Annotated in this window: 19 protein-coding genes, 1 tRNA gene and 3 pseudogenes; 14 read left to right on the forward strand and 9 right to left on the reverse strand. The window is 67.7% G+C overall.

Annotation, left to right across the window (positions count from 1 at the left end; translation table 11 throughout):
• The first annotated feature begins 406 nt into the window (after nucleotides 1–406).
• A complete protein-coding gene (locus tag ACFWU3_RS22750) occupies nucleotides 407–712 on the forward strand; it encodes a cupin domain-containing protein (protein ID WP_384440463.1) in 306 nt (101 codons plus the stop codon).
• 290 nt (nucleotides 713–1,002) lie between these two features.
• On the opposite strand, the gene ACFWU3_RS22755 is transcribed toward ACFWU3_RS22750, so the two are convergent.
• Nucleotides 1,003–1,338: a hypothetical protein gene (locus ACFWU3_RS22755; protein ID WP_384440466.1), complete on the reverse strand. Its 336-nt coding sequence runs from the start codon at nucleotides 1,336–1,338 to the stop codon at nucleotides 1,003–1,005.
• A 416-nt stretch (nucleotides 1,339–1,754) separates the two neighbouring features.
• Here ACFWU3_RS22755 and ACFWU3_RS22760 point away from each other — a divergent pair, with 416 nt between their 5' ends.
• Nucleotides 1,755–3,083, forward strand: a complete 1,329-nt coding sequence (locus tag ACFWU3_RS22760) for an AI-2E family transporter (RefSeq protein WP_384440469.1) — start codon at nucleotides 1,755–1,757, stop codon at nucleotides 3,081–3,083.
• Nucleotides 3,084–3,306: 223 nt separating this feature from the next.
• The gene (locus ACFWU3_RS22765; RefSeq protein ID WP_384440471.1) at nucleotides 3,307–3,783 is read left to right on the forward strand and encodes a GNAT family N-acetyltransferase; all 477 of its coding nucleotides are present in this window, start codon (nucleotides 3,307–3,309) and stop codon (nucleotides 3,781–3,783) included.
• A 172-nt stretch (nucleotides 3,784–3,955) separates the two neighbouring features.
• Here ACFWU3_RS22765 and ACFWU3_RS22770 read toward each other — a convergent pair whose 3' ends face one another.
• Nucleotides 3,956–4,816, reverse strand: coding sequence for a UbiA family prenyltransferase (locus ACFWU3_RS22770; protein WP_384440474.1), 861 nt, complete (start codon nucleotides 4,814–4,816; stop codon nucleotides 3,956–3,958).
• A 44-nt stretch (nucleotides 4,817–4,860) separates the two neighbouring features.
• On the opposite strand from ACFWU3_RS22770, the gene ACFWU3_RS22775 reads away from it, so the two are divergent.
• The 3 genes from ACFWU3_RS22775 to ACFWU3_RS22785 are packed head-to-tail and all read left to right on the forward strand — an operon-like array spanning nucleotide 4,861 to nucleotide 7,567.
• On the forward strand, nucleotides 4,861–6,015 hold the full coding sequence (locus ACFWU3_RS22775; RefSeq protein ID WP_384440476.1) for a type III polyketide synthase: 1,155 nt from the start codon (nucleotides 4,861–4,863) through the stop codon (nucleotides 6,013–6,015).
• A gap of 8 nt (nucleotides 6,016–6,023) precedes the next feature.
• On the forward strand, nucleotides 6,024–6,539 hold the full coding sequence (locus ACFWU3_RS22780; RefSeq protein WP_384440479.1) for an isoprenylcysteine carboxyl methyltransferase family protein: 516 nt from the start codon (nucleotides 6,024–6,026) through the stop codon (nucleotides 6,537–6,539).
• Nucleotides 6,536–7,567 carry an NAD(P)/FAD-dependent oxidoreductase gene (locus ACFWU3_RS22785; RefSeq protein WP_384440483.1) on the forward strand — a complete coding sequence of 344 codons (1,032 nt, stop codon included), beginning with the start codon at nucleotides 6,536–6,538 and terminating at the stop codon, nucleotides 7,565–7,567. The genes ACFWU3_RS22780 and ACFWU3_RS22785 overlap by 4 nt, the downstream gene beginning before the upstream one ends.
• A 229-nt stretch (nucleotides 7,568–7,796) precedes the next feature.
• On the opposite strand, the gene ACFWU3_RS22790 is transcribed toward ACFWU3_RS22785, so the two are convergent.
• A complete protein-coding gene (locus tag ACFWU3_RS22790; RefSeq protein ID WP_384440487.1) occupies nucleotides 7,797–8,435 on the reverse strand; it encodes an ATP-binding protein in 639 nt (212 codons plus the stop codon).
• A 9-nt stretch (nucleotides 8,436–8,444) separates the two neighbouring features.
• Here ACFWU3_RS22790 and ACFWU3_RS22795 point away from each other — a divergent pair, with 9 nt between their 5' ends.
• Nucleotides 8,445–8,954 carry an RNA polymerase sigma factor gene (locus ACFWU3_RS22795; RefSeq protein WP_384440490.1) on the forward strand — a complete coding sequence of 170 codons (510 nt, stop codon included), beginning with the start codon at nucleotides 8,445–8,447 and terminating at the stop codon, nucleotides 8,952–8,954.
• Nucleotides 8,955–9,062: 108 nt separating this feature from the next.
• Here the strand turns inward: ACFWU3_RS22795 and ACFWU3_RS22800 are convergent, their stop codons facing one another.
• From ACFWU3_RS22800 to ACFWU3_RS22810, 3 genes and pseudogenes are all read right to left on the reverse strand, one after another.
• Nucleotides 9,063–9,755, reverse strand: a complete 693-nt coding sequence (locus ACFWU3_RS22800; protein ID WP_384440493.1) for an alpha/beta fold hydrolase — start codon at nucleotides 9,753–9,755, stop codon at nucleotides 9,063–9,065.
• A gap of 331 nt (nucleotides 9,756–10,086) precedes the next feature.
• Nucleotides 10,087–10,257: pseudogene (locus tag ACFWU3_RS22805) on the reverse strand (IS5/IS1182 family transposase); the annotation flags it as partial.
• 51 nt (nucleotides 10,258–10,308) lie between these two features.
• A pseudogene (locus ACFWU3_RS22810) lies at nucleotides 10,309–10,669 on the reverse strand (hypothetical protein).
• A 308-nt stretch (nucleotides 10,670–10,977) separates the two neighbouring features.
• On the opposite strand from ACFWU3_RS22810, the gene ACFWU3_RS22815 reads away from it, so the two are divergent.
• Together ACFWU3_RS22815 and ACFWU3_RS22820 are read left to right on the forward strand one after the other, a co-directional pair.
• Nucleotides 10,978–11,613, forward strand: coding sequence for a cysteine hydrolase (locus ACFWU3_RS22815; protein ID WP_384440496.1), 636 nt, complete (start codon nucleotides 10,978–10,980; stop codon nucleotides 11,611–11,613).
• 515 nt (nucleotides 11,614–12,128) lie between these two features.
• The gene (locus ACFWU3_RS22820; protein WP_384440519.1) at nucleotides 12,129–12,788 is read left to right on the forward strand and encodes an alpha/beta fold hydrolase; all 660 of its coding nucleotides are present in this window, start codon (nucleotides 12,129–12,131) and stop codon (nucleotides 12,786–12,788) included.
• Nucleotides 12,789–12,964: 176 nt separating this feature from the next.
• Here ACFWU3_RS22820 and ACFWU3_RS22825 read toward each other — a convergent pair.
• Nucleotides 12,965–13,181 (reverse strand): annotated as a pseudogene (locus ACFWU3_RS22825) (IS5/IS1182 family transposase); the annotation flags it as partial.
• Between the two features lie 274 nt (nucleotides 13,182–13,455).
• Between ACFWU3_RS22825 and ACFWU3_RS22830 the strand changes: the two are divergent.
• The 4 genes from ACFWU3_RS22830 to ACFWU3_RS22845 all read left to right on the forward strand — a co-directional run bounded on the left by ACFWU3_RS22830 (nucleotide 13,456) and on the right by ACFWU3_RS22845 (nucleotide 16,380).
• Complete coding sequence (locus tag ACFWU3_RS22830; protein ID WP_384440499.1) at nucleotides 13,456–13,971, forward strand: hypothetical protein; 516 nt, start codon at nucleotides 13,456–13,458, stop codon at nucleotides 13,969–13,971.
• A gap of 270 nt (nucleotides 13,972–14,241) precedes the next feature.
• The gene (locus ACFWU3_RS22835; RefSeq protein WP_384440502.1) at nucleotides 14,242–14,526 is read left to right on the forward strand and encodes a hypothetical protein; all 285 of its coding nucleotides are present in this window, start codon (nucleotides 14,242–14,244) and stop codon (nucleotides 14,524–14,526) included.
• 568 nt (nucleotides 14,527–15,094) lie between these two features.
• Nucleotides 15,095–15,934: an endonuclease/exonuclease/phosphatase family protein gene (locus ACFWU3_RS22840; RefSeq protein ID WP_384440522.1), complete on the forward strand. Its 840-nt coding sequence runs from the start codon at nucleotides 15,095–15,097 to the stop codon at nucleotides 15,932–15,934.
• Nucleotides 15,935–16,306: 372 nt separating this feature from the next.
• Nucleotides 16,307–16,380, forward strand: a tRNA-Met gene (locus tag ACFWU3_RS22845).
• Between the two features lie 430 nt (nucleotides 16,381–16,810).
• Here the strand turns inward: ACFWU3_RS22845 and ACFWU3_RS22850 are convergent.
• Both ACFWU3_RS22850 and ACFWU3_RS22855 read right to left on the reverse strand, forming a co-directional pair.
• Nucleotides 16,811–17,038, reverse strand: a complete 228-nt coding sequence (locus tag ACFWU3_RS22850; protein WP_384440505.1) for a hypothetical protein — start codon at nucleotides 17,036–17,038, stop codon at nucleotides 16,811–16,813.
• Nucleotides 17,039–17,179: 141 nt separating this feature from the next.
• Nucleotides 17,180–17,551: a hypothetical protein gene (locus ACFWU3_RS22855; protein WP_384440507.1), complete on the reverse strand. Its 372-nt coding sequence runs from the start codon at nucleotides 17,549–17,551 to the stop codon at nucleotides 17,180–17,182.
• Between the two features lie 938 nt (nucleotides 17,552–18,489).
• Between ACFWU3_RS22855 and ACFWU3_RS22860 the strand changes: the two genes are divergently transcribed.
• Nucleotides 18,490–18,693 carry a cold-shock protein gene (locus ACFWU3_RS22860; protein WP_384440510.1) on the forward strand — a complete coding sequence of 68 codons (204 nt, stop codon included), beginning with the start codon at nucleotides 18,490–18,492 and terminating at the stop codon, nucleotides 18,691–18,693.
• The last annotated feature ends 670 nt before the right edge of the window (nucleotides 18,694–19,363 follow it).

A 19,363-nucleotide genomic window follows, 5' to 3' on the forward strand; every position in this document is an offset into this window, starting at 1 on the left:
ACCCCCCGACACGCCCCCGCATGATCGCGCTACCCACCGCGCCAACTCCCTTTTCCGACTCGCATTCGGTTGATGCGGCGCTCGACGGTTCCGCTGTCCGCAGGGCTCGCGGTCGTCCGCCGGTGGTCTTGGCCCCTGTTGCCTCGCCGCTACCGATGGCCACGTCGATCTGTCGGCACGGGAATCACCGCGCGGATGCGGGTTCGTCCAGGTGGTCGCGGATCGCGCGGGAGGACCTTGGGTAAGCCCCGCATCGTCCGTCGGGTCGTCGAGCCGTGGTCGGGGAGAGGTTTTGCCATACGGTCGACCGACGATCGTCCCTGCTCAGATAGCTTTCCGGCATCCGTTGAAGGCGATCGGCGGGCTGCTTGTGCCGTGGTGGAAGCAGCCCGACAGGAGGCATGCGATGAGTTCGATCAACGTCGTGGCGACGGCGGCCGCGCTGCCGGCTGCTTGGAGTTCCTGCACCCTGGGGAAGGTAGGGGCGGCCAGTGTGAAGGTCCTGCGCATGGACAGCAGCCCGGTCCGGGAAGAGATTCACGGGGCCGATGAAGTGCTGCTGGTCCTCGGCGGGCGACTGGAACTGCTGGTGGAGGGCACTGAGGTCGCCCTGGAAACAGGCGAGATGTACCGGGTACCGGCAGGCGCTCGGCACGCTGTCGGCCCGGGCAGCCACGGCACGTTGCTGATAGTGGAGGAACCCGGGGCGTGAACACGCTCGCACGGCCGGGGCCGGTCCACGGCCCCGGTGCGCAACCGCTCTCTCCGCCGCCCCTCCGCGAACTCGTCGCCGCAGCCCCACTGTTGTGGCCTCGGCCAGGTCCCTGGGCGGAGAGCCATATCAGCGGGGAGCCGCCGGTAGCAGATGAGGGCGCAGGCGACGCTCGTCAAGGCGAGGAAGGGTCCGGCACCACGCTCGTAGCGACGGTGGACGGCAGCAGGCGAGCCACGAGCCTTCGCCGTGTGATCCGCAAGGAGCCCGTCGCCAGGCTCGCCCCCGCTTCAGGCCGGCAGGACATCCTCGCCCGCCGTCATAGGGACGACCAGATCGGCGGACGGCGCCTCGGCCTCTACCGACGTCCCGAAGTCCGACAGCGTCATGGTCGTCATGGCCTTCATACCGCCGAAGCAGGACAGCCGGACCTGGACGGCGCGCCCCTTCCCGTCGACCCACACGTCCGCGTAGACGGGCACGTCTTCGCCCAGCTTCTCGCGCAGATCGGCCAGCCCATGTTTCGTCTCCGCCGTCATCCCGAGCGTCGCCGTGGCGTGGTCGATCGTGCCCCGATAGTGCACCGCAGGGGCACCGTTCACCTGCTCCTTGCCCTCGTCGGACACCTGCGCATGGCCATCACCTGGCGGAGCAGGTGCTCGGGATCGTTCAACGGCGCACGCAGGAAATAGCGCGTCAGTGCCTCGCTCCGGTCGGCCGCGGCCCACATGCCGGCGCCCACCGCCCGGGAGCCCCGCACGTAGACGGCCTGTGACCCGAGTGGTTCGTTCGCGGCACTGCCTGGGCAGGTCACCGTCCCGCCGGGGTCGTGGCGAAGGGCGAGGCGTGACAGCCGGTGCCAGACATTCGAACTCCGCTGACGTCAGCTTCCGCACGCCGTCGCGATCTGACGAGGGCGTTGCACGACTTCAACGGCAGGTTCGCTTTCGCGAGTCATCCCGTAACCGTGGGGTACGCGTCGTAGCGGAGTACGGGGGGTCGCGGGAAACCTGATGGTTCGACCGGCGCGAGACCTGCCCGCATGGCGCTGGTCCTGTCGAAAAGTGGTGCGGTCGTGGGGTTGTGGGGATGGTCCGAGCGCGTCAGCGCCGGTTGGAGCGGGGCAGCCGGCCGGCTCAAGCATCGCCGTGAGGCGGCCGAGGCCACCGAGTGGGCTGACGGGATCTCCCCGGCACCGGTCTTTCCGCCCTCCGTCGATCCCAGACCGGAGCCTGCTGCCGCAATTCCGTGGGGCGTCCGAGTGGCCGCGGAGGTGGGGTGGCGCTTCCTGGTCCTGGCGGCCGGCTTGTGGGTGTTGATGCAAGCCATCAGTGCTGTGCGCCTGCTCGTCCTGGCCTTTGTCGCCGCGCTCCTCGTCACCGCCCTCCTCCAGCCGACCGTGGCCCGCCTCAACAGGCACGGTATTCCGCGCGGGCTGGCAACCGCGTTGACCGCACTGTGCGGATTCGCGCTCCTCGGGCTCGTCGGATGGTTCGTGGTCTGGCAGGTCATGGACAACCTCGACGACCTCTCCGCCCGTGTGCAGGACGGCATCGAAGAACTCAAGCGCTGGCTGCTCGACAGTCCGTTCCACGTGACGGAAACACAGATCAACGATGTCAGCGACAAGCTGAGCACCACCATCGGATCGAGCAGCAAGGAGCTCACCTCTGCCGGTATCCAGGGCGTCACCGTCGTCGTCGAGTTCCTCACCGGTGTCCTGCTGACCGTCTTCACCACGCTCTTTCTGCTCTACGACGGTCCTCGCATCTGGAAGTGGACGCTCAAGCTGGTTCCTGCCCTGGCTCGCCCGGCGGTGGCAGGCGCGGGCCCCCGGGCATGGAGCACCCTCACGGCGTATGTCCGCGGCACCGTCATCGTCGCGTTCATCGACGCCGTCTGCATCGGTCTCGGCATCTTCCTCCTCGACGTCCCGTTGGCGCTGCCGCTGGCCGTGGTCATCTTCATCGCCGCGTTCGTCCCCCTGGTCGGCGCCGTGGCATCCGGCGCACTGGCCGTCGTGGTCGCCCTCGTCACCCAGGGGATGTTCACCGCGGTCATGGTCCTGATCATCGTGCTCGCCGTGCAGCAGCTCGAGGGGCACATCCTCCAGCCGTTCATCCTGGGACGCGCCGTACGGGTTCACCCGCTCGCTGTGATTCTCGCGGTAGCCGCCGGCAGCCTGGTCGCAGGAATCGGAGGCGCTGTTGTCGCCGTTCCCCTGGTGGCCGTCGCCAACACAGTTGCCGGCTACCTGCACGGCCGGCACACGGCAACGGCCCCCTCCCCCACTCCGGACACCGCCCCCGCAACAGAGATACAGCGCCCGGACGGTCCGCCGCTGGATACCGGCGGAACACGCCCTCAGTAGTCGTGCATGCCCGCATCGGCCACCGGATGCGCGGACTCCCGCCATGAGCCGACGAACCCTGGCTTATGCGCAGGCGAACAGCAGCCACGTACTCGCAAGCAATGACCTGGTGGCCGGCCGGGAAGACGCACCTGGCCCGGCCGAGCCGGCTCGCACCGCTCGTTGTCAGACCCGGGTGGGACAGTGAGGCACAGGCTCAGAACCAGCGGCCAAGGAGGCTGTCATGGCTGTATCGCTGCGAGAGGTGCAGGACGGTGACCTCACCGACTTCTTCGCTCACTCGAACGATCCACACGCGGTCAGGATGGCGGCGTTCACCGCTGACGACCCGTCGGACCGCGCTCGCTTCGACGCCCACTGGGCGCGGAGCCGCCGCGATCCGGCGGTCGTCATGCGCACCATTACGGACGGGACCAGCGAGGCGATCGGACACGTCGCGGTGTTCGGCCCGCCAGAGGAACGCGAGGTCACCTACTGGATCGGACGGGAGCACTGGGGCCGCGGAGTGGCCACCGCCGCACTGCGGCAGCTCCTCGAAGTCGTTCCGGAGCGGCCGATCCACGCCCGGGCGGCTACGGACAACGGCGGATCGATCCGGGTGCTGGAGAAGTGCGGATTCGTCGTGGCGGGCCATGAGCGCGGATTCGCGAACGCGCGGGGCGAGGAGATCGACGAGGTCGTCCTCACTCTGACCCACTGACCCACTGACCCGGCTTCCAGGACGACGACGCGACACCCCTTTCCCCGTCACCCAAGTCGGTTCCGGTACAGGGGAGATGGGCATCCGCGTCCCCGCCGGCGAACCAGGAGTGAGTCCCCCGAACCGGGACCCAAAAATCCCCTCCCGCCATCGGACTAGGCAGCGGTTCCGTTCAAACCATGTCCGCCCCTCGCAGCAGGAGCTGCGCCACAGCGATGCCGGCGACCGCGATCGCCGACCGGAACGGCCACCGGCTCCGTGTTCCCGACGGCACTGCCGTGCCTGCCACGGCGATGACAACGGCAGCTGTCGCCGGCATCCAGTCCACAGCTGTAAGGGGTCCGGGCGGCCCCGATACCAGCACACCCACAGCCGCCAGCATGGCCATCGGGCTCAGCCACCGGCAGGCCGCCCGTCCCATCCGCTGGGGCAGTCCGCGCACGCCGGTCGCGAGATCGTCCCCGATGTCCGGAAGGACGTTCACCAGGTGCGCGCCCACGCCCAGAAGCGCGCCGGCCACCACGGCCCACCAGGCCGGCCAGGTCGGCGACGGCAGGCCGAGGGTGACGAAGGCAGGCAGAGAGCCGAAGCCCACGGCGTAGGGCAGCGGGGAGAGCACGGTCTGCTTCAGCCGCAGGTTGTACGCCCAGCCCGCGGCGGTGCCGGCCAGATGCACGGCGCCCGCGGCCGCGCCGCTGAGCAGAGACAGCGGCACGCACAGCGCCAGCGCCGTGCCCGCCGCAACCGCCACCGCCCTGCGCGGGAGTTCGCCGGCGGCCACCGGCTTGTCGCGGCGGCTGCACACCGTGTCGCGTTGCGCGTCGACCGCGTCGTTGCACCAGCCGACCGAGAGTTGACCGGCCAGTACCGCTGCCGCGACGGCCGCCGAACCTGCCGGACCGCGGCCGGAGGCCAGGGCCAGCGCGGTGACGAAGACCGTCACGGCCAGGGCCGGCTCCAGGTGGCAGGAGCGCAGCAGCGCGGGGACACGGTGTGTCGTGGAGGCAAGGGTCTCGGAGGGGTGTAGAGACACGAGTGCAGGTATAAGTCATGTGCCCCATGGAAGGCATTACCGACATGCGTGTCCCCGTCATCACCGGTACTGATGCCTTCTCCGTCCCCTCCGCGCCGCGCGGGCCGGCTGCCCCCGAGACGGCCACCACGGTCGCCGCCGTGCGCACCGCACTGCCGCCGCACCGCTACACCCAGGACGACCTCACCGAACCGATCGGTGACCTGTGCCTGCCCCCAGGGGCCGACCGCGCAGTGCTGCGTCGCCTGCATGCCTCCGCCGGCGTGCGCACGCGCCACCTCACACTGCCGATCGAGCAGTACGCCGAGCTCGGCGATTTCGGTCAGTGCAACGACGCCTGGATGGCTGCGGGCCTGGAGCTGGGAGAGGAAGCCCTCACCGGCGCGCTCAAGGAGGCGGGACTCGAGCCGGCCGACGTCGACCTACTGGTGTGCGCCTCCATCACCGGCATCGGCGCCCCGTCACTCGATGCCCGGCTCGCCGGACGCGTGGGGCTGCGGCCCGACATCAAGAGGCTGCCGGTGTTCGGCCTGGGGTGCGTTGCGGGGGCGGCCGGTCTCTCCCGGGTGCACGACTACCTGCGGGGCCATCCCCATGACACCGCCGTACTCCTCACCGTCGAACTGTGCTCGCTCACGCTCCAGCAGCGTGACGACTCCCCCGCCAATCTCGTCGCCGGCGCCTTGTTCGGTGACGGCGCGGCGGCGCTCGTCGCACGCGGCAGCAGTTGTGGCACCGGCGCCGCCATCGCCCCCGGAAGAGCCGGACCCTCGGTGGTCGCGACGCGCAGCCGTCTGTATCCGGACACCGAGCAGCTCCTGGGGTGGGACATCGGCGCCAGTGGGTTCCGCGTCGTGATCGACGCCGGTGTCCCTGGTATCGTGCGCGACCACTTCGGCCGGCACCTGCGCGCCTTCCTGGCCGAACACGGCCTCACCATCGACGACATCGAGACCTGGATGTGTCATCCGGGAGGCCCCAAAGTGCTCTCCGCTGTGACCGACACCCTCGGCCTGCCCGACGGCGCCCTGGACAGTGCGTGGCACTCACTCGCGACAGTGGGGAACATGTCGTCCGTCTCCGTGCTGCACATTCTGCAGAACACCTGGCAGTCCCTTCGGCCGGAGCCAGGTGCCTGGGGCCTGCTGATGGCGATGGGCCCGGGATTCTGCTCCGAACTCGTCCTGCTGCGCTGGTGAGCGGCCACATGACCTGGTACACGCTTCTCGTCCTGGCCGTCGCCGTCGAACGCGTCGCCGAACTCGTCGTCGCCCGGCGCAACGGGGCATGGACCCTGGCGCGCGCCGGTGTGGAGTACGGCCGCGGTCACTACCCGGTCATGGTCGCCCTGCACACGGGTCTGCTCGTGTGCTGTGTTCTCGAACCCATGATCGCCCACCGCCCGTTCCTGCCTGCCCTGGGATGGCCCATGCTGGCGCTGGCCTTGCTGGCCCAGGCACTGCGCTGGTGGTGCATCACCACACTCGGGCCGTACTGGAACACACGCGTCATCGTCGTTCCCGGAGCGCGTCTGGTCAGCGCCGGACCCTACCGCTTCATGCGTCATCCGAACTACGTCGCCGTCGTGGTGGAGATCGCCGCTCTTCCCCTGGTGCACTCAGCGTGGGTGACCGCGACGGCGTTCACGCTGGCCAACGCCATGCTGCTCAGGGTCCGTGTCCGCTGCGAGAACACGGCCCTCGCACGGGCGTTGCCCGCGTGAGCGGCGGCCACGACCTGCTGATCGCCGGAGGCGGGCCGGCAGGACTGGCGACCGCCTTGTACGCCGCGCGCGCCGGTCTCGACACCGTCGTGGCCGAGCCACGTCAGGTGCCGGTCGACAAGGCATGCGGCGAGGGACTGATGCCCGGCGCCGTCCACGCCGTCACCACCCTCGGCCTCCAGGTCGCCGGCCACCCCATCACCGGCATCCGTTATGTCCAGGGCCCACGCCAGGTTCAGGCAGCGTTCCGGCAAGGCTCCGGCCTCGGTGTCCGCCGCACCAGCCTGCACAGCGCTCTGCACCGGGCGGTTCTGCAAGAGGGTGTGCCTGTACTGCCCGTGCGAGTGGAGGACGTTGAGCAGGACACCACAGGTGTTTCCGTCCCCGGCACCGGTCTGCGGGCCAAGTGGCTGGTGGGCGCCGACGGCCTGCACTCACCGGTACGCCGCTCCGTCGGCCTGGCAGTGCCACCCGGCCGGTCACCTCGGTACGGGCTGCGCCGTCACTACGCGGTGCCTCCCTGGTCCGCGTATGTCGAGGTGCACTGGGGGCCGCATGCGGAGGCGTACGTCACCCCGCTCGGCCCCGAACTCGTGGGCGTCGCCCTGCTGACCGCCCAGCGCGCCCCTTTCGACACCCAACTGGCGGGCTTCCCCGAGCTCGCGGCCCGCCTCCCTGCTGAAGCGGCCGCGACGGTGGTGCGAGGCGCGGGGCCGCTCCGCCAAACAGCGCGCGCCCGATTCCAGGGGCGGGTACTGCTGGTGGGCGACGCCGCCGGATACATCGACGCGCTCACCGGCGAAGGCATCTCCCTAGCCCTCGCCGGCGCCGAGGCCTTGGTCCACAACGTGCGCCGAGGCACACCGTGGCGCTACGAGACCGACTGGAAGAGCGCGACCCGCCGCCATCGCCTCCTGACGGAACTCCTGGTACGGGCCAGACAACGACCCGCGCTCGCACCGCGCATCGTGCCCACGGCGGTACGCCTGCCACGCGTCTTCGCGGCCGCGGTGAACGCGCTGGCCTGAGACCCACCCCGGGCCGGCTCGCCCCAGGGGGACCACAGCACGGCACGCCGCAAGACATCCCCGAGGCTCACGGCCACTTCCGTGCGGGGCGTCGGCGGCGAGCGCGAGCCCGCACGGGGCGGGACATGGTTGTGGCTGTTACCGCACGTCGATACTTCGACAACGCGTCGGCGCACACCGCCCGTCGGTTCCCGCCGCCTCCGCTTCCGCGGGCCGACTCCGGCAGGGCTTACCTGCTCCTACCGCTGGTTCGGGATCCGGAGCGTGAACACCGTCGACCCCGGACCGCTCGCCAGCTCGCTCGACCGCCGTGTGCTGCAATCAGTGACTGTGCCACCGCAAGCCCCAGGCGGCTGCCGCCGCGGTCGCGGGTGCGGGCCTTGTCCACGCCGTAGAAGCGGTCGAAGACCCGCTCCCTGTCGGCGGAGGGGATGCCGGGACCGCGGTCGGCGACCCGGACAACCGCTGTGCCGGGGGTGAGGCGAGTTCCAGCGACACCTGCGTGCCGCGGCGAGGACGGCTGCGAGGTGTTCGCGGTGGACGAGGGGCAGCGGGTCTTCCGTACGGGGGACTTCCCCTCGCCGGGCGAGCGCTGCGTGGCAGCTCGGTGACCGCTGGGTGACCGCCGCGTCGTCACCCGAATCCAAAGCCTCCCTCGACCCCGGGCGCGGGATCTACCCTGGCCGCAGGGCCAGTTGGACGAAGCGGTGCTCCCCCTCCCCCACAGCGCCCCGCAGATCGCGGTTCTTGAGGCGTCGTCACGGAGGCGTTGTACATGGTGTCCCTCGACCCACCCAGCGATGAGGAACTCACGCGGAGGGCCCAGGCGGGCGAGACCGGAGCCCTCGGGCTGCTGCTCGCGCGCCACCAGGCGTCCATGCGCGCGGTCGCGCTGGGCCTGCTCGGCTATGGCCCCGATGCGGAGGACGTGGTGCAGGACGCCGCCCTGACCGCACTGCGACGCATCGGTGACGTACGGGATCCGGCGGCGGTCGGGGCGTGGCTGCGGGCGGTCGTACGCAATGGCGCCCGCACCCGTCTGCGCGCCACACGGGAGACCCCGGGCCTCGAGGCCTGGACCCATGGCGGCCGCGCAGCCACGATGTGCCGGAACCCGAGAGCGTCATCGAGCAGCACGCGATGCGCGACTGGGTCTGGGACGCGGTGGAGGAACTGTCGAAATATCGAGCGGCGAGAAAGTCACCATTGCCTGGACGTCCGGCAGGAAAGACCTTCTGACCAGGAGCGGGAACGGTCAGACGGATTTCGCGCAGTGGGGGCTTCCCGGGCCCAATGCGGCCGGCTGATCTCTGATGCCCCCGCTTCGACCACGAAGGACGGCGCCGTCGAAGCGGGGCCGGGGGGCTTCCCCCGCCGCCTTCCGTAGCGCAGCGATGCAGAGGAGACCGGCATGTCAGGTGGACGAGATGCACAGGCCCCCGGCCCGGAAACAGGCCGGTGGACGTCTGCCGCGGGCCGGGGGCGGCCTGGGCCGCTAGGCAGCCGTGGCCTGCCGGATCATGTCGACGACCGCGGCGGGCTGCGACACATAGACGGAATGGCTGCCCGGAACCTCGGCGACGGTGGCGCCTGCACGCTCGGCCATCGCCCGCTGGGCCGGCGGAGGGATCATGCGGTCGTCGGCAGCGACCAGGTACCAGCTCGGCTTGGATCGCCAGGCCGGTTCGCTCACGGCGCCTTCGAGGGCCTCGACTCCCCACGGCACCTGGGAGTCGGCCATGAAGCGGGCCTCCGCCTCGGGCAGGTCACCGGCGAACGAGGCGTGGAACTGCTCGCGGTCGAGGAAGAGCTGGCCGTCCTTCGGAGGGAGGATCGGTGGTACGGGCGCACCCGGCGGCGGGTCCGCGATCAGGGAGTTGACCGACTCGCCCTCGTCCGGCGCGAAGGCCGCGACGTAGACGAGCGCGGAAACCCTGGAGTCCCGTCCCGCCTCGGTGATCACGACACCTCCGTAGGAATGCCCCACCAGCACGGCGGGGCCGTCCAGATCCGCGACGACCTGGAGCGTCGCCGCGACGTCGCCGGCCAGGGACTGGGTCGGGTTCTGCACGATGCTGACGTTGTAACCCGCATCCACGAGGGGTTCGTGGACACCCTGCCAGCCGGACCCGTCCACGAATCCACCGTGGACCAGGACCACATTCCGCAGGGCGGTTTCCGCTGCCATGATGTGCCTCCGTTCGCTGAAGCGGGTCGGGAATTCCTGAGCGCACTCCTGTTGCGAATGCCGAATGACGCGGCTTCGGTCGCATGGCCGGATGCCTCGATGAAACCGCGTCATCGTGATCACCGCGTGCACTCACCACGATTGCCGCGTGCGCCGTGAAAATGCCGGACCTTCGCGAATTCTTCAGATGACATTTCCGAATCCGGAAAGCGACTCGGGACAACCGGTCGGCGTCGACCTCTCCGGCCCTCTCTCCATCATGTCGCCGATACCGTCCGACCACCATGGGAGGATCCATGGCATCTCCTGCACTGCCTGCCCCGGGCGACCGCGCCGGCGCCAGCAGTGCCCGGTCCTCCAGGGACGGGCTCCACGGCCGACCCTTGCGGACCGCATCCGACCCTCACGCCGCAGCACCGTCACCAGCTTCCCGAAGGCATGTGGGCTCAGCCCGGTGCGGGGCTGTCCAGGACGGCTCCGACGCCGTGATCACACCAGCCACGCAGCGATCATCGCACCGGGCCAGCGCGCCCCGTCAGCATCCCTCCCCGCCTCAACGGAACTCGTGGACCACCTGGATCTCGCCAACAATGTGAGCGTTGAAGTCGTCCAACTCCTCGGCCGGAACCCAGAGCTCGAGGATCGTCTGCCCGCCGGCCTGCTGGATGGGATACCTGCTCAAGAACTTCGATTCGACCTCGAAACGAGTGACGAACCCGGCGCCATCGTGCTTCACGTTCCAGTCCCGCGCGATCCTGACCGCGTAGTCCTCGTTGAGGACCGGGTAGAAGATCGGCTGCTCGGGCAGCCGGGGCGGCCAGGCACGCCAGTTCAGCTCCCCGAACCAGATCCAGCTCCTTGGGGCCGGTGGGGCGCCACAGGGTCATCGTTGCTTGCTGGCTGGTCATCTGCATCGCTCTCTGAACGTTGGCCGCCGGTACGACGGGAGACCGGACGATACCGGCACCGCGAACTCAGCAGCTACGCAGTCTCCGCACCCTGGCCAGCTCCGTGACCAGCAGTTACGGGACAGCCCTTAGCTGCGCGGTGTGCGACCTCCATATTTACCGAGAGCAATCAACCCCCGATTTGCGACCCGCATGCGCGTGATACAGAATCAATTATAGTAACTGGCGGGCAATACGTCACATTCAGGCCCGACAGTCGAGGGGCGGTGCGATGAGAGACTCCCCATACGAACCCTTGATATAGGGGGAAGGTCATGCAGGAAGATGTTTACGCCCGTGGAGCAACCGGGGTACTCCTCATTGACACAGTCAACGAGGTCTTTGCAGAAAAGGGGAAAGGGTACCCGCAGTACCAGGAAGAATTCGCGAGAATCGGCGTAGTGGAAAATCTCAAGAATCTTCTGGCGGGGTCGCGCAGGCACGGTCTGCACATCTTCTTTTCCGGCATGTCCTACAGTGACGATGAGTACGGCAACTGGCGACACAGGTCGGGCATACATCAGGCAATGTTCGAGAATAGACTGTTCGAGCAGGGGTCGTGGGGAGTGCAGTTTCACCCTGATTTCACACCCGGCCCCGGCGAAGTGGCGCTTGCGCCGCACAAGAACATCGATGTTTTCATGACAACAGACCTGGACGCACAGTTGAAACGGCGCGGCGTGGAATACCTCGCTATTGCCGGAATGATTGGCTCAATGTGTGTTGAATCAACGGGTCGTGGCGCAATGGAACGCGGATACCACGTCACGATGCTCAAAGATGCCACGGCCTCTCACAGCGGTAAGCAAGAGTACGACAGCATGGTCGGGCGGTATCCGTTGTTCGCCCACTCAGTGCTCACTGTGGATGAGTACCTTGCCGCGGTCGAGAGAACCACCGGAGCCAAGTAGGCGAACAGGGCTGGTGGCAGTGTGCCACCGTCCGAACGATCTGCGACGTCGAGGACGACGACCACGCTGAGCGAGCCGTCAAGGCGTTCGCCCAGCTCTACGGCGCGAAGTTCTCCAGGGCTGCCGCGAGGATCACCGATTGCCGGGACGTGCTGCTGGAGTTCTTCACCGTCCGGCTGCGGACGAAGGTCACCACGGACACCGGCTCACGCGCCGCCGGGCCGGCCCATGGTTGTTCAGCTCTTCGAGTCCGCCCTGGCATGTTGGAGAGCCTCCGCCCCACACCGGCCCTACTCGCCCCGGGCCGGCGTCCGCTTCGAACGTGGCCTCCTGGTTGAACGCTCTGAAATGATCGGCGCGTGACAACCATTTCCCCCGAACGATCTGAGATGCCTCCACGCGAAGTCCGGATTCCTACTCCCGACGGCGGTCGCCTTTGGGCTGAGCGCAAGGGCGCCGGAAGCCCGGTCGTGCTGCTGCACGGCGCCGGCATGGACTCCCGCCTGTGAGACGCCATCGTTCCGGAACTAGCGCGCCACTACGACGTGTTCCGTTACGACGCCCGCGGGCTAAGGCGCTCCACACCGCCAGGGAAGCCGTTCAGCGACGTCGAGGATCTGTGCGCCGTCCTTGACCACTTCGGCCTTCGTCACGCCGCACTGGTCGGGCTGAGCATGGGCGGGGAGACGGCGCTGGACTTCGCCCTCGCTCACCCGGAGCGCGTCACAGGACTTGCCCTGGTCGGTGCCTCGGTCAGCGGTCACGTCTGGCCGCAGAGTCACGAGTTGTCGGCCTACGCCACGGCCCGGCGCGAGCGTGAGACGGCCACCCTGGCCGAGCTGGAACTGGCGATCTGGGCCGCCATGGGCCGTACGGCCCCCGGAGGAGAGCTGATCGAGACGATGGTCGCCTCGAACGCCAAGCGGCGAGTTGTGAGCGAACAGCACTGCGTTGTCTCCCCCGGCCGTGATGCCGAACCACACCTCGGAGACATCGCCGCGCCGACGCTGGTCATCCATGGCGACCACGACCACCCCGAGATTGCGGTGATCGCCGAACGACTTGTCACTGATATCCCCGGCGCCCGCGGCGAGACGATCCCGGACGCCGACCACTATCTGCCACTCCGTACGCCCGAACGTCTCACCCAGCTACTGCTGTCACACCTGACCTGACTCACGGACCAGCAACGAACCGCAGATCAGCTGACGTTGTCCCGAAAATGATCAACGGCATGTTGGCCGGCCAGCATCTTTCCCGGTCATCCGGCGAGGGTGAGGTCTACAGACGGGCACCGCGCCGGACATGGTGGACGCCATCGTCTCTCAGGCGGTAGTCACGGAGGTTCCTCCATCAGTACGGTGTCGTCGCGGAACCGTCTGCCGGGCTGCAACGCGAGTGACAGGCCCGAGGTGACCACCAATACGGTCGGCGGCCGACTTCGGCACCCTCAACAACGGCGCCAACTGCCGCAGGTTGAGGTTCGTGCGCCAGTACGCGGCGACCAGCGTCACCCGGTCCTCCAGCCACAGGCCGCGGGGGCGGCTCTTGCGGACCGGGTCCACACCTCAGCGCCGCAGCGCGGTGACCACGTGACCGGCACCGCGCCGCGTGGTGGAGGCAAGGTCACTCTCCATTGGCGACGCCGAAGCACTGAACTCGCTCACGGTCTGGCGACTCGCGACTGCTGGGGCGCTCGAAGGTAGTTCACGCACGAGGAATTGGCCGCATCCATGAGAAGCATGGCCTGCCGTCATCACGAGGTCGCGCGAACACCCGTGCGAGACTGCTGACTTGATCGTCCGGGCAGGGGGCCCGTGCGTGATGAGGATCGGGGGACCCGTGTACAAGGCAAGATGGGCGGCCGCAGCCGCCGGTGTGGTGCTTCTGGTGACGGGATGCAGCAGCGCGAAGGACGACACCTCGGGGACGTCGCAGTCCGGTCCGTCCGCCACCCCAGCAGAAGCGGGCGGGGGCCTCGACGTCGCTACGGCCACCAAGGAGATCGTGGACGCGGCCACGGCAGCAGGTTTCACCCGGGAACAGTCCGAGGGCTTCCCTGCCTCCCTCAAGAATTGCGCGGTCTCTTGGCTGGCGGACGTCAAGAAATCCGCCGACCCACAGAAGTCCTACACCAGAGCTCTGGCCGCACTGGAGAAGGGCGGCTGGAAGCGCGCGCGGGAACTCAAGCAGCGGGGCTCGGTCGTCACTTCCCTGAACAAGGGCGGCTGGACTCTGAGGGCGGGCTATCACGGCCGGCCCGAGACATTCCTGGTGATCTACTTCCAGGCCTCGGACAACAGCGCCGAGTGCGAGAGGGCGGTCAACGAGGAGCTGGCGAAGAAGCAGAAGTCGTAGGGCACGGGTGGTTGACCTCCCCATCTGGCACGGATCCGGCACGGGAGCCTTCCGCGGTGCTGCAGTGGACGCGGTAGGGCGAGGCGTGTACCCCGCGTCTCCGCTCCGCCTCGGCATGACTGGGCTGTGGGACCGGTCCGGAAGACGCCATTCGCATCACCTGCCGCGGCCCTTCAGGTGATGGTCAAGTGCCTCACGGGCCAAACAGCTGATGCGGGGGTACGACGTCTGATCAGAATTCAGACCCTGACCCGCACGAGGAGCCCGGTGATGTACGCAGCAGTCCGGCGGTACGAAGGAGTGACAGATCCGGCTGAGGCGGGACGCCGCGTGAACGAGGGGTTCGTGCCGCTCATGCGCCAGGTTTCAGGCTTCGTGGCCTACTACTGGGTGGATGCCGGAGACGGAGTCATGGTCGCCACCAGCGTCTTCCAGGACCGGGCCGGTGCCGAGGAATCGGTCTCGAAGGCGGCGGACTTCGTGCGAGACAACCTCGCGTCACTGCTTCCCAACCCTCCCCAGGTCATGTCCGGGGAAGTCTTGGCATGCTCGTGAAAAGCACGGATGCGGAGGAGCTGACCGCGGCCCGGGACTGATGATCAAGCACGGGAAGCACACCTCGGGTCAAAGCCATTCGTCAGGAGCTTCGATCAGCACAGTCGCTTCCCAGCGGAGGCGAGTCTGTCGTACCGCGTGGCTACCGCTCGGTGGCGCTTGAGGCGGTTGATGCCGCATTCGACCGCGTGGCGTTCGCGGTAATCAGTCCTGTCGAATTTCGGCGGTCAGCCGCGGCGGGAGCCGAGCTTCCTCGGCGCTGGTTGATGTGGACGGTGGACGAGCCGGCGTCTCAGGCGTCGCGGCTCGTCTCCCGGAGAATGCTCTCGTTCGTCCAGGCCCACAGCCACGGGCCCGACAAAGGGCTGAAGCCGGCCGGGATCGCCGCGGGCTCCCGTGCGGTCGCTCGGGGAAGGCCAAGGCGATGAGCCCTGTCCGCTGATCCACGCTCCGAAGTCGGTTCGTCGAGGGCAGCGGGACCAGCACACCGAAGGTGCTGTTGACATCCCCGTCCCATAACCTCGTGGATGGAGACGCCAGAGGCCATGCGTATCCACTTGAGGAGGCGATGGTGCTCGGAAGAAGCAGGCGGCTACTCGCGGGCGCCGTGATCGTCGCCTGCGTGGTGCTTATCGGCCCCAGTGCGCCGAGCGGTGGCCTCTTCGCCAGGTCAATGCCCGTCGAAGCCGCCAAGGATGTCGTACCGAACAGGGTCATGACGTGGAACATCTGCAACCCCTGCGAGGAGAGCAACGTCGACCGGGCGGCGGCAATCGCCACACATGCGCCCCAGGTCATCGGCCTTCAAGAAGCCTGCGTGCGTGACGTCGAGCGAATCCGCGACAATCTGAAGAGGCTTCACGGGCTGGTTTACCACGTCGAGTACGGGATGGTTCTTCGGAATTGGGGCCGCTGCGGCGGTATGCCGTGGAGTCCGGGGGCTTTCGGCCAGGCGATCCTCTCGGCGGCACCCATGACAGACCGCCGACTCGTGGAGTATCCCGAGGGAGGATCCGAAGACCGGGGGTACGTGGCCGTCACCACCCTGGTCGACGGCCGGCATGTCCGGGTCTTCAATACGCACCTCGCCCAACGACGTCAGGAAGCGTTTCGAGCAAAGCAGACCCGCGTGCTCGCCGCAGACGTCGCCCAGCACGACCGCGCGATCGTACTCGGCGACTTCAACGCCGTGCCGAGCACTCCCGAACTCGCCCCGATATGGGCCCTGGCCGCGGACGCAGACCCTCAGTGCCATCCCTCGTCCGTCGGCACCTGCAAGCCGACGACCGACTGGCAGAGCAAGTTCGACTACATCTTCCTGCGAGGCATCGCCCCACGTCAGCACCGGGTGCTTCCCACTTCGCATTCGGACCACCACATGCTGTACACCGACGTGGACGCGACCTGAGTCGGCATCCTGACCGGCCCGGCTGGCGACACCACCGAGTTGTCGCCTCGATACGTGAACACGGCTCCCACAAAGGCATACTGCCCTGCCCATCCGGTCCATCCGCATGAGCCCCTGCCACCGAGAGAGCCGAGAGCCGCGGCATGCTGCTCTCCGCCGCGAAGTGCAGTTGTGTCCGCCCCCTGACGGCTCACGTGGCCCAAGCCCTCATCCCGCCGTGTCTGACCATGACCGGCGTCGTCGGCGGCAACATCCCCAATCCGACTCGGATGACCGGCGTCAGCTCCCAGCCCGTCCACCGGGCGCGGCCGGCTGCGGGGAGCCGCCGCGGTCCGCGGCGGGCCGACAGTGCCGTAGTGTGGGGTCTACCGACGCGGGGTGGAGCAGCTCGGTAGCTCGCTGGGCTCATAACCCAGAGGTCGCAGGTTCAAATCCTGTCCCCGCTACTGCTGGATGAGCCCGGATCCGTGAGGATCCGGGCTCTCCTTCGTCCGGCAGGCGGCGGCTCGGCGGCTTCCCGGCGCATTTCGGCCGCTTCCCTGCGGGCCCGCCGATCGCCTGAGCGAAAGCGTCCTCCGTCCAGCTCGCACGGTCTGACAGAGCCAGCCCGGCGCGGACCCTCCCGCCGGATGCGCGGTCGGGCCGCGGGAGACCGCGCCCACGGTTCTGTCAGTAGCGGGTGGCACAGTGGAAGGACTGCCCGGCGGTGTCCCATCCGTGAAGCCGATGCCGCCGCCGGGCAGCTTGAACGCAGTCAGGCTGAGCGCAATCAGCCCGGCGAGGCTTCCCGGTCAGGCATGGGGCGAGGTGACCGGTCACCGCGAACAGCAACACCGGCTTGTAGTCGGTTGTCGTCCCCAACCCGGATCAGAAACATCAGTAGGTGGACGAGCCACCACCGTGGTCGGCAGGATCGACAGGAGTCTGCCAGTGGCTGTCACTGCCGTGGTCGCGCTCGCGCCGCACGTCGATGGCCCACAGAGCCGCTCCGAACAGCACGACGATCACGCTGAAACCGCCGATCACCACCCACATCTCCACTGTTGCCCCCATGCCTGAACCCCCGGGGTCTGCGAACACCCGCAGACGCTTGCCCTGGCTCATGGCGGCAAGCGTTCCCCGCAAGTCGCCGCAGTACTGGCGACTTGAGCAACTTCAGAGGTGCGGTCCCCAGTACGCGTCCGCCAGCCCTCGATGCGAAGGGGCAGCGAGGGTGCCGGGCCTCGCCATGGAATGGAATGGTCTTCAGCGGGAGCTGGTGATCCATCGCTGAAGTGCAAGATTCGTTTCGTCGTCGAGCAGGGACAGTTCATCGATGGCCCGCAGGTCCCCGGGGGCCGGCGCGACGCCGGCCACAGTCAGCGTCGCGTGCAGGTCCAGTCGACGGCGCACCGACGCCCGCACCGGGCGTGCCACCCGATCGCGTGGATCGGGCGCCGGCGAGTGCGCCAGCAGTTGCTCGTGCGCATCGATTGGCGGCCAGTTCGTGTCACCCGACTCACGCGGGGAGATGCCTGGCGACTCACTGAGGAAGGCATCAGCACCCGCCAGCCGGTACGGGTCAACATCGGTATGCGAGACCGTCGCCGCCTGGGGAGAGCAGTTCCAGGATTCCACGAGAACCTCCTGTTGCCGGAACGGGCTGTCTCAGGTCAGGAAGCCCGGCCGAGGAGCTGCGGTTCCAGCATCGGTGGAGCACCACCCGAACGCACGCATAGCCATCTCTTCAGACTCGCTCGACGCCGCGATCGGGGTGCCCAGTACTCGAACGAGCCCTTATCCATAATTGGCGGACACATACGATAATCGGGGTTGCCGAGTCACTCCATTCGCCAGGGTGCGCCACCCTTCCTGACCAGGGGTCTTCTGCTGCACAGTCTGAAACTCGAGCCGTGCAGTTGCCTGCGGAGGGACTTTCCATGCGGAAGTACAAGGCGGAATTCTGGCTTTCGGCTGCCGCCGATGATCCGGGCGCCTGCAGACGCGAATGGCGATCGGGAGAACATGGGGTGGCCCTATTGGCTGCTGGAAGAATGTGGGACGCTTTACTCGTTCCCGAGGCTCTCGCTCGCGCAGTGCTGGACGAACTGAGCAAAATTCCGCACAACACCATGGGCCCCGCCATACTCGACACCCTCCGGGGTCGGATTGCGCTTCTTCTGCCGCCCCAACCGCTGACACGTTGGGCCGGCGCGGGAGTACGGCACCTAACAGTGGGTTCTTGGATCGCCGCACCGTCTCCGTACCGAAAAGGCGGTCCCCTACGGTGGATTGCTCCGCCGGATGACGCGGGCACCCTTTTCCCCGCAGCTGCCGTTGCGGGTGCGCTGGATCGTGCTGCCCGAGAGTCAAGGCCGCACCGTTGGTGGCGCCACCGCCAACATGACTCCACCGAATAGGTCATCAATTTTGTGCACCCGGATAAGGATTCTGATGCACAACTGCGCCTTACCGGGCGAGATGTTGGCCACGTAACCCCTGTTCGTGGCCGTCACAAAGAGGCATGAACCGGCGCCTCCCTTCTTCCAACTTCTCTCAGCGCGAGGTGCCATCCGATGCCCCTAGGGAAAGTTCTATGGTTTGACACTCGACGGGGGGTGGGGGCAATCAAGCCCTACGGACTCGAACGCGAGGTGAGCGTGGAGTCCCGTGCGGTACAGGCAGAATGTGAACTACGAGCAGGACAGAAGGTGCTGTTCGACATCTGTCTGGACAGCGACGGGCGGCGGGGTGACAACGTCCGCATTCTTGGCAGTTGAGGCAGGGCCAGCACCAGAAGCGCCCAGCGGCCTTTCACAGCCGCGGCCAGGCGGAACACATCGCTTCCAGGGCGAGCATGTCAGCGGTGACCGAGGGGGCGCAGGCCTCCGGAGCGCGGGAAGGCATCCGACGACGGGCAGACTGGCGCAGGGGGACGGCTCTACGGGTGACTGACCCATGAGTTCCGCTCACCGTGCGACGCGCTGGGTGAATGTCGTTGCTGCTGCCCGACGTTGGCACGGTACAGGTCGATCAAACCATCGCGAGTGCCGGTCGCGGCGGACGCTGTTGTACTGACTGTCGCGGCCCATGCGTTGATCGCCACGCCCACCTCGCGGCGAGTTCTGATTTCTCCCGGCCAGACATCATTTTGTATGCGCGGCAGGGAAGACAAGTGGACGACGCTCCCTCATGCGAGTTAAAGGAGCGACGCATTCGGCGGGTATGTCAGATGATCGCCGATATGCATTCACTAATATGCCTGACGTATCGCGCCGTCGAACCTTCAGCATTTACCCCATTCTCGACCTTTCATCGTTGCCTCGGGGATTCTCGTGCGTAATATTCATCGGCGTCAGCAAGGCTTCCGGGCGATCGGTTAGGGCCCGGTGTGCCACGGCCCCCCACAGAAACTGGCCCTTAGATGAAGCTGAAGATCCGTCAAGCGGC

Origin of the sequence: Streptomyces sp. NPDC058685, assembly GCF_042714725.1 — a bacterium.
In the GTDB taxonomy this organism is placed as follows: domain Bacteria; phylum Actinomycetota; class Actinomycetes; order Streptomycetales; family Streptomycetaceae; genus Streptomyces.

Bases quoted from the DNA above. Each gene is read 5' to 3' on its own strand.
- ACFWU3_RS22760 (WP_384440469.1), top strand. From the start codon at position 1,755: ATGGCGCTGGTCCTGTCGAAAAGTGGTGCGGTCGTGGGGTTGTGGGGA.
- ACFWU3_RS22765 (WP_384440471.1), top strand. From the start codon at position 3,307: ATGGCTGTATCGCTGCGAGAGGTGCAGGACGGTGACCTCACCGACTTC.
- ACFWU3_RS22860 (WP_384440510.1), top strand. From the start codon at position 18,490: ATGCCCCTAGGGAAAGTTCTATGGTTTGACACTCGACGGGGGGTGGGG.
- ACFWU3_RS22850 (WP_384440505.1), bottom strand. From the start codon at position 17,038: ATGAGCCAGGGCAAGCGTCTGCGGGTGTTCGCAGACCCCGGGGGTTCA.
- ACFWU3_RS22775 (WP_384440476.1), top strand. From the start codon at position 4,861: ATGCGTGTCCCCGTCATCACCGGTACTGATGCCTTCTCCGTCCCCTCC.
- ACFWU3_RS22780 (WP_384440479.1), top strand. From the start codon at position 6,024: ATGACCTGGTACACGCTTCTCGTCCTGGCCGTCGCCGTCGAACGCGTC.
- ACFWU3_RS22835 (WP_384440502.1), top strand. From the start codon at position 14,242: ATGTACGCAGCAGTCCGGCGGTACGAAGGAGTGACAGATCCGGCTGAG.
- ACFWU3_RS22800 (WP_384440493.1), bottom strand. From the start codon at position 9,755: ATGGCAGCGGAAACCGCCCTGCGGAATGTGGTCCTGGTCCACGGTGGA.
- ACFWU3_RS22750 (WP_384440463.1), top strand. From the start codon at position 407: ATGAGTTCGATCAACGTCGTGGCGACGGCGGCCGCGCTGCCGGCTGCT.
- ACFWU3_RS22795 (WP_384440490.1), top strand. From the start codon at position 8,445: ATGCGCGCGGTCGCGCTGGGCCTGCTCGGCTATGGCCCCGATGCGGAG.
- ACFWU3_RS22815 (WP_384440496.1), top strand. From the start codon at position 10,978: ATGCAGGAAGATGTTTACGCCCGTGGAGCAACCGGGGTACTCCTCATT.
- ACFWU3_RS22840 (WP_384440522.1), top strand. From the start codon at position 15,095: ATGGTGCTCGGAAGAAGCAGGCGGCTACTCGCGGGCGCCGTGATCGTC.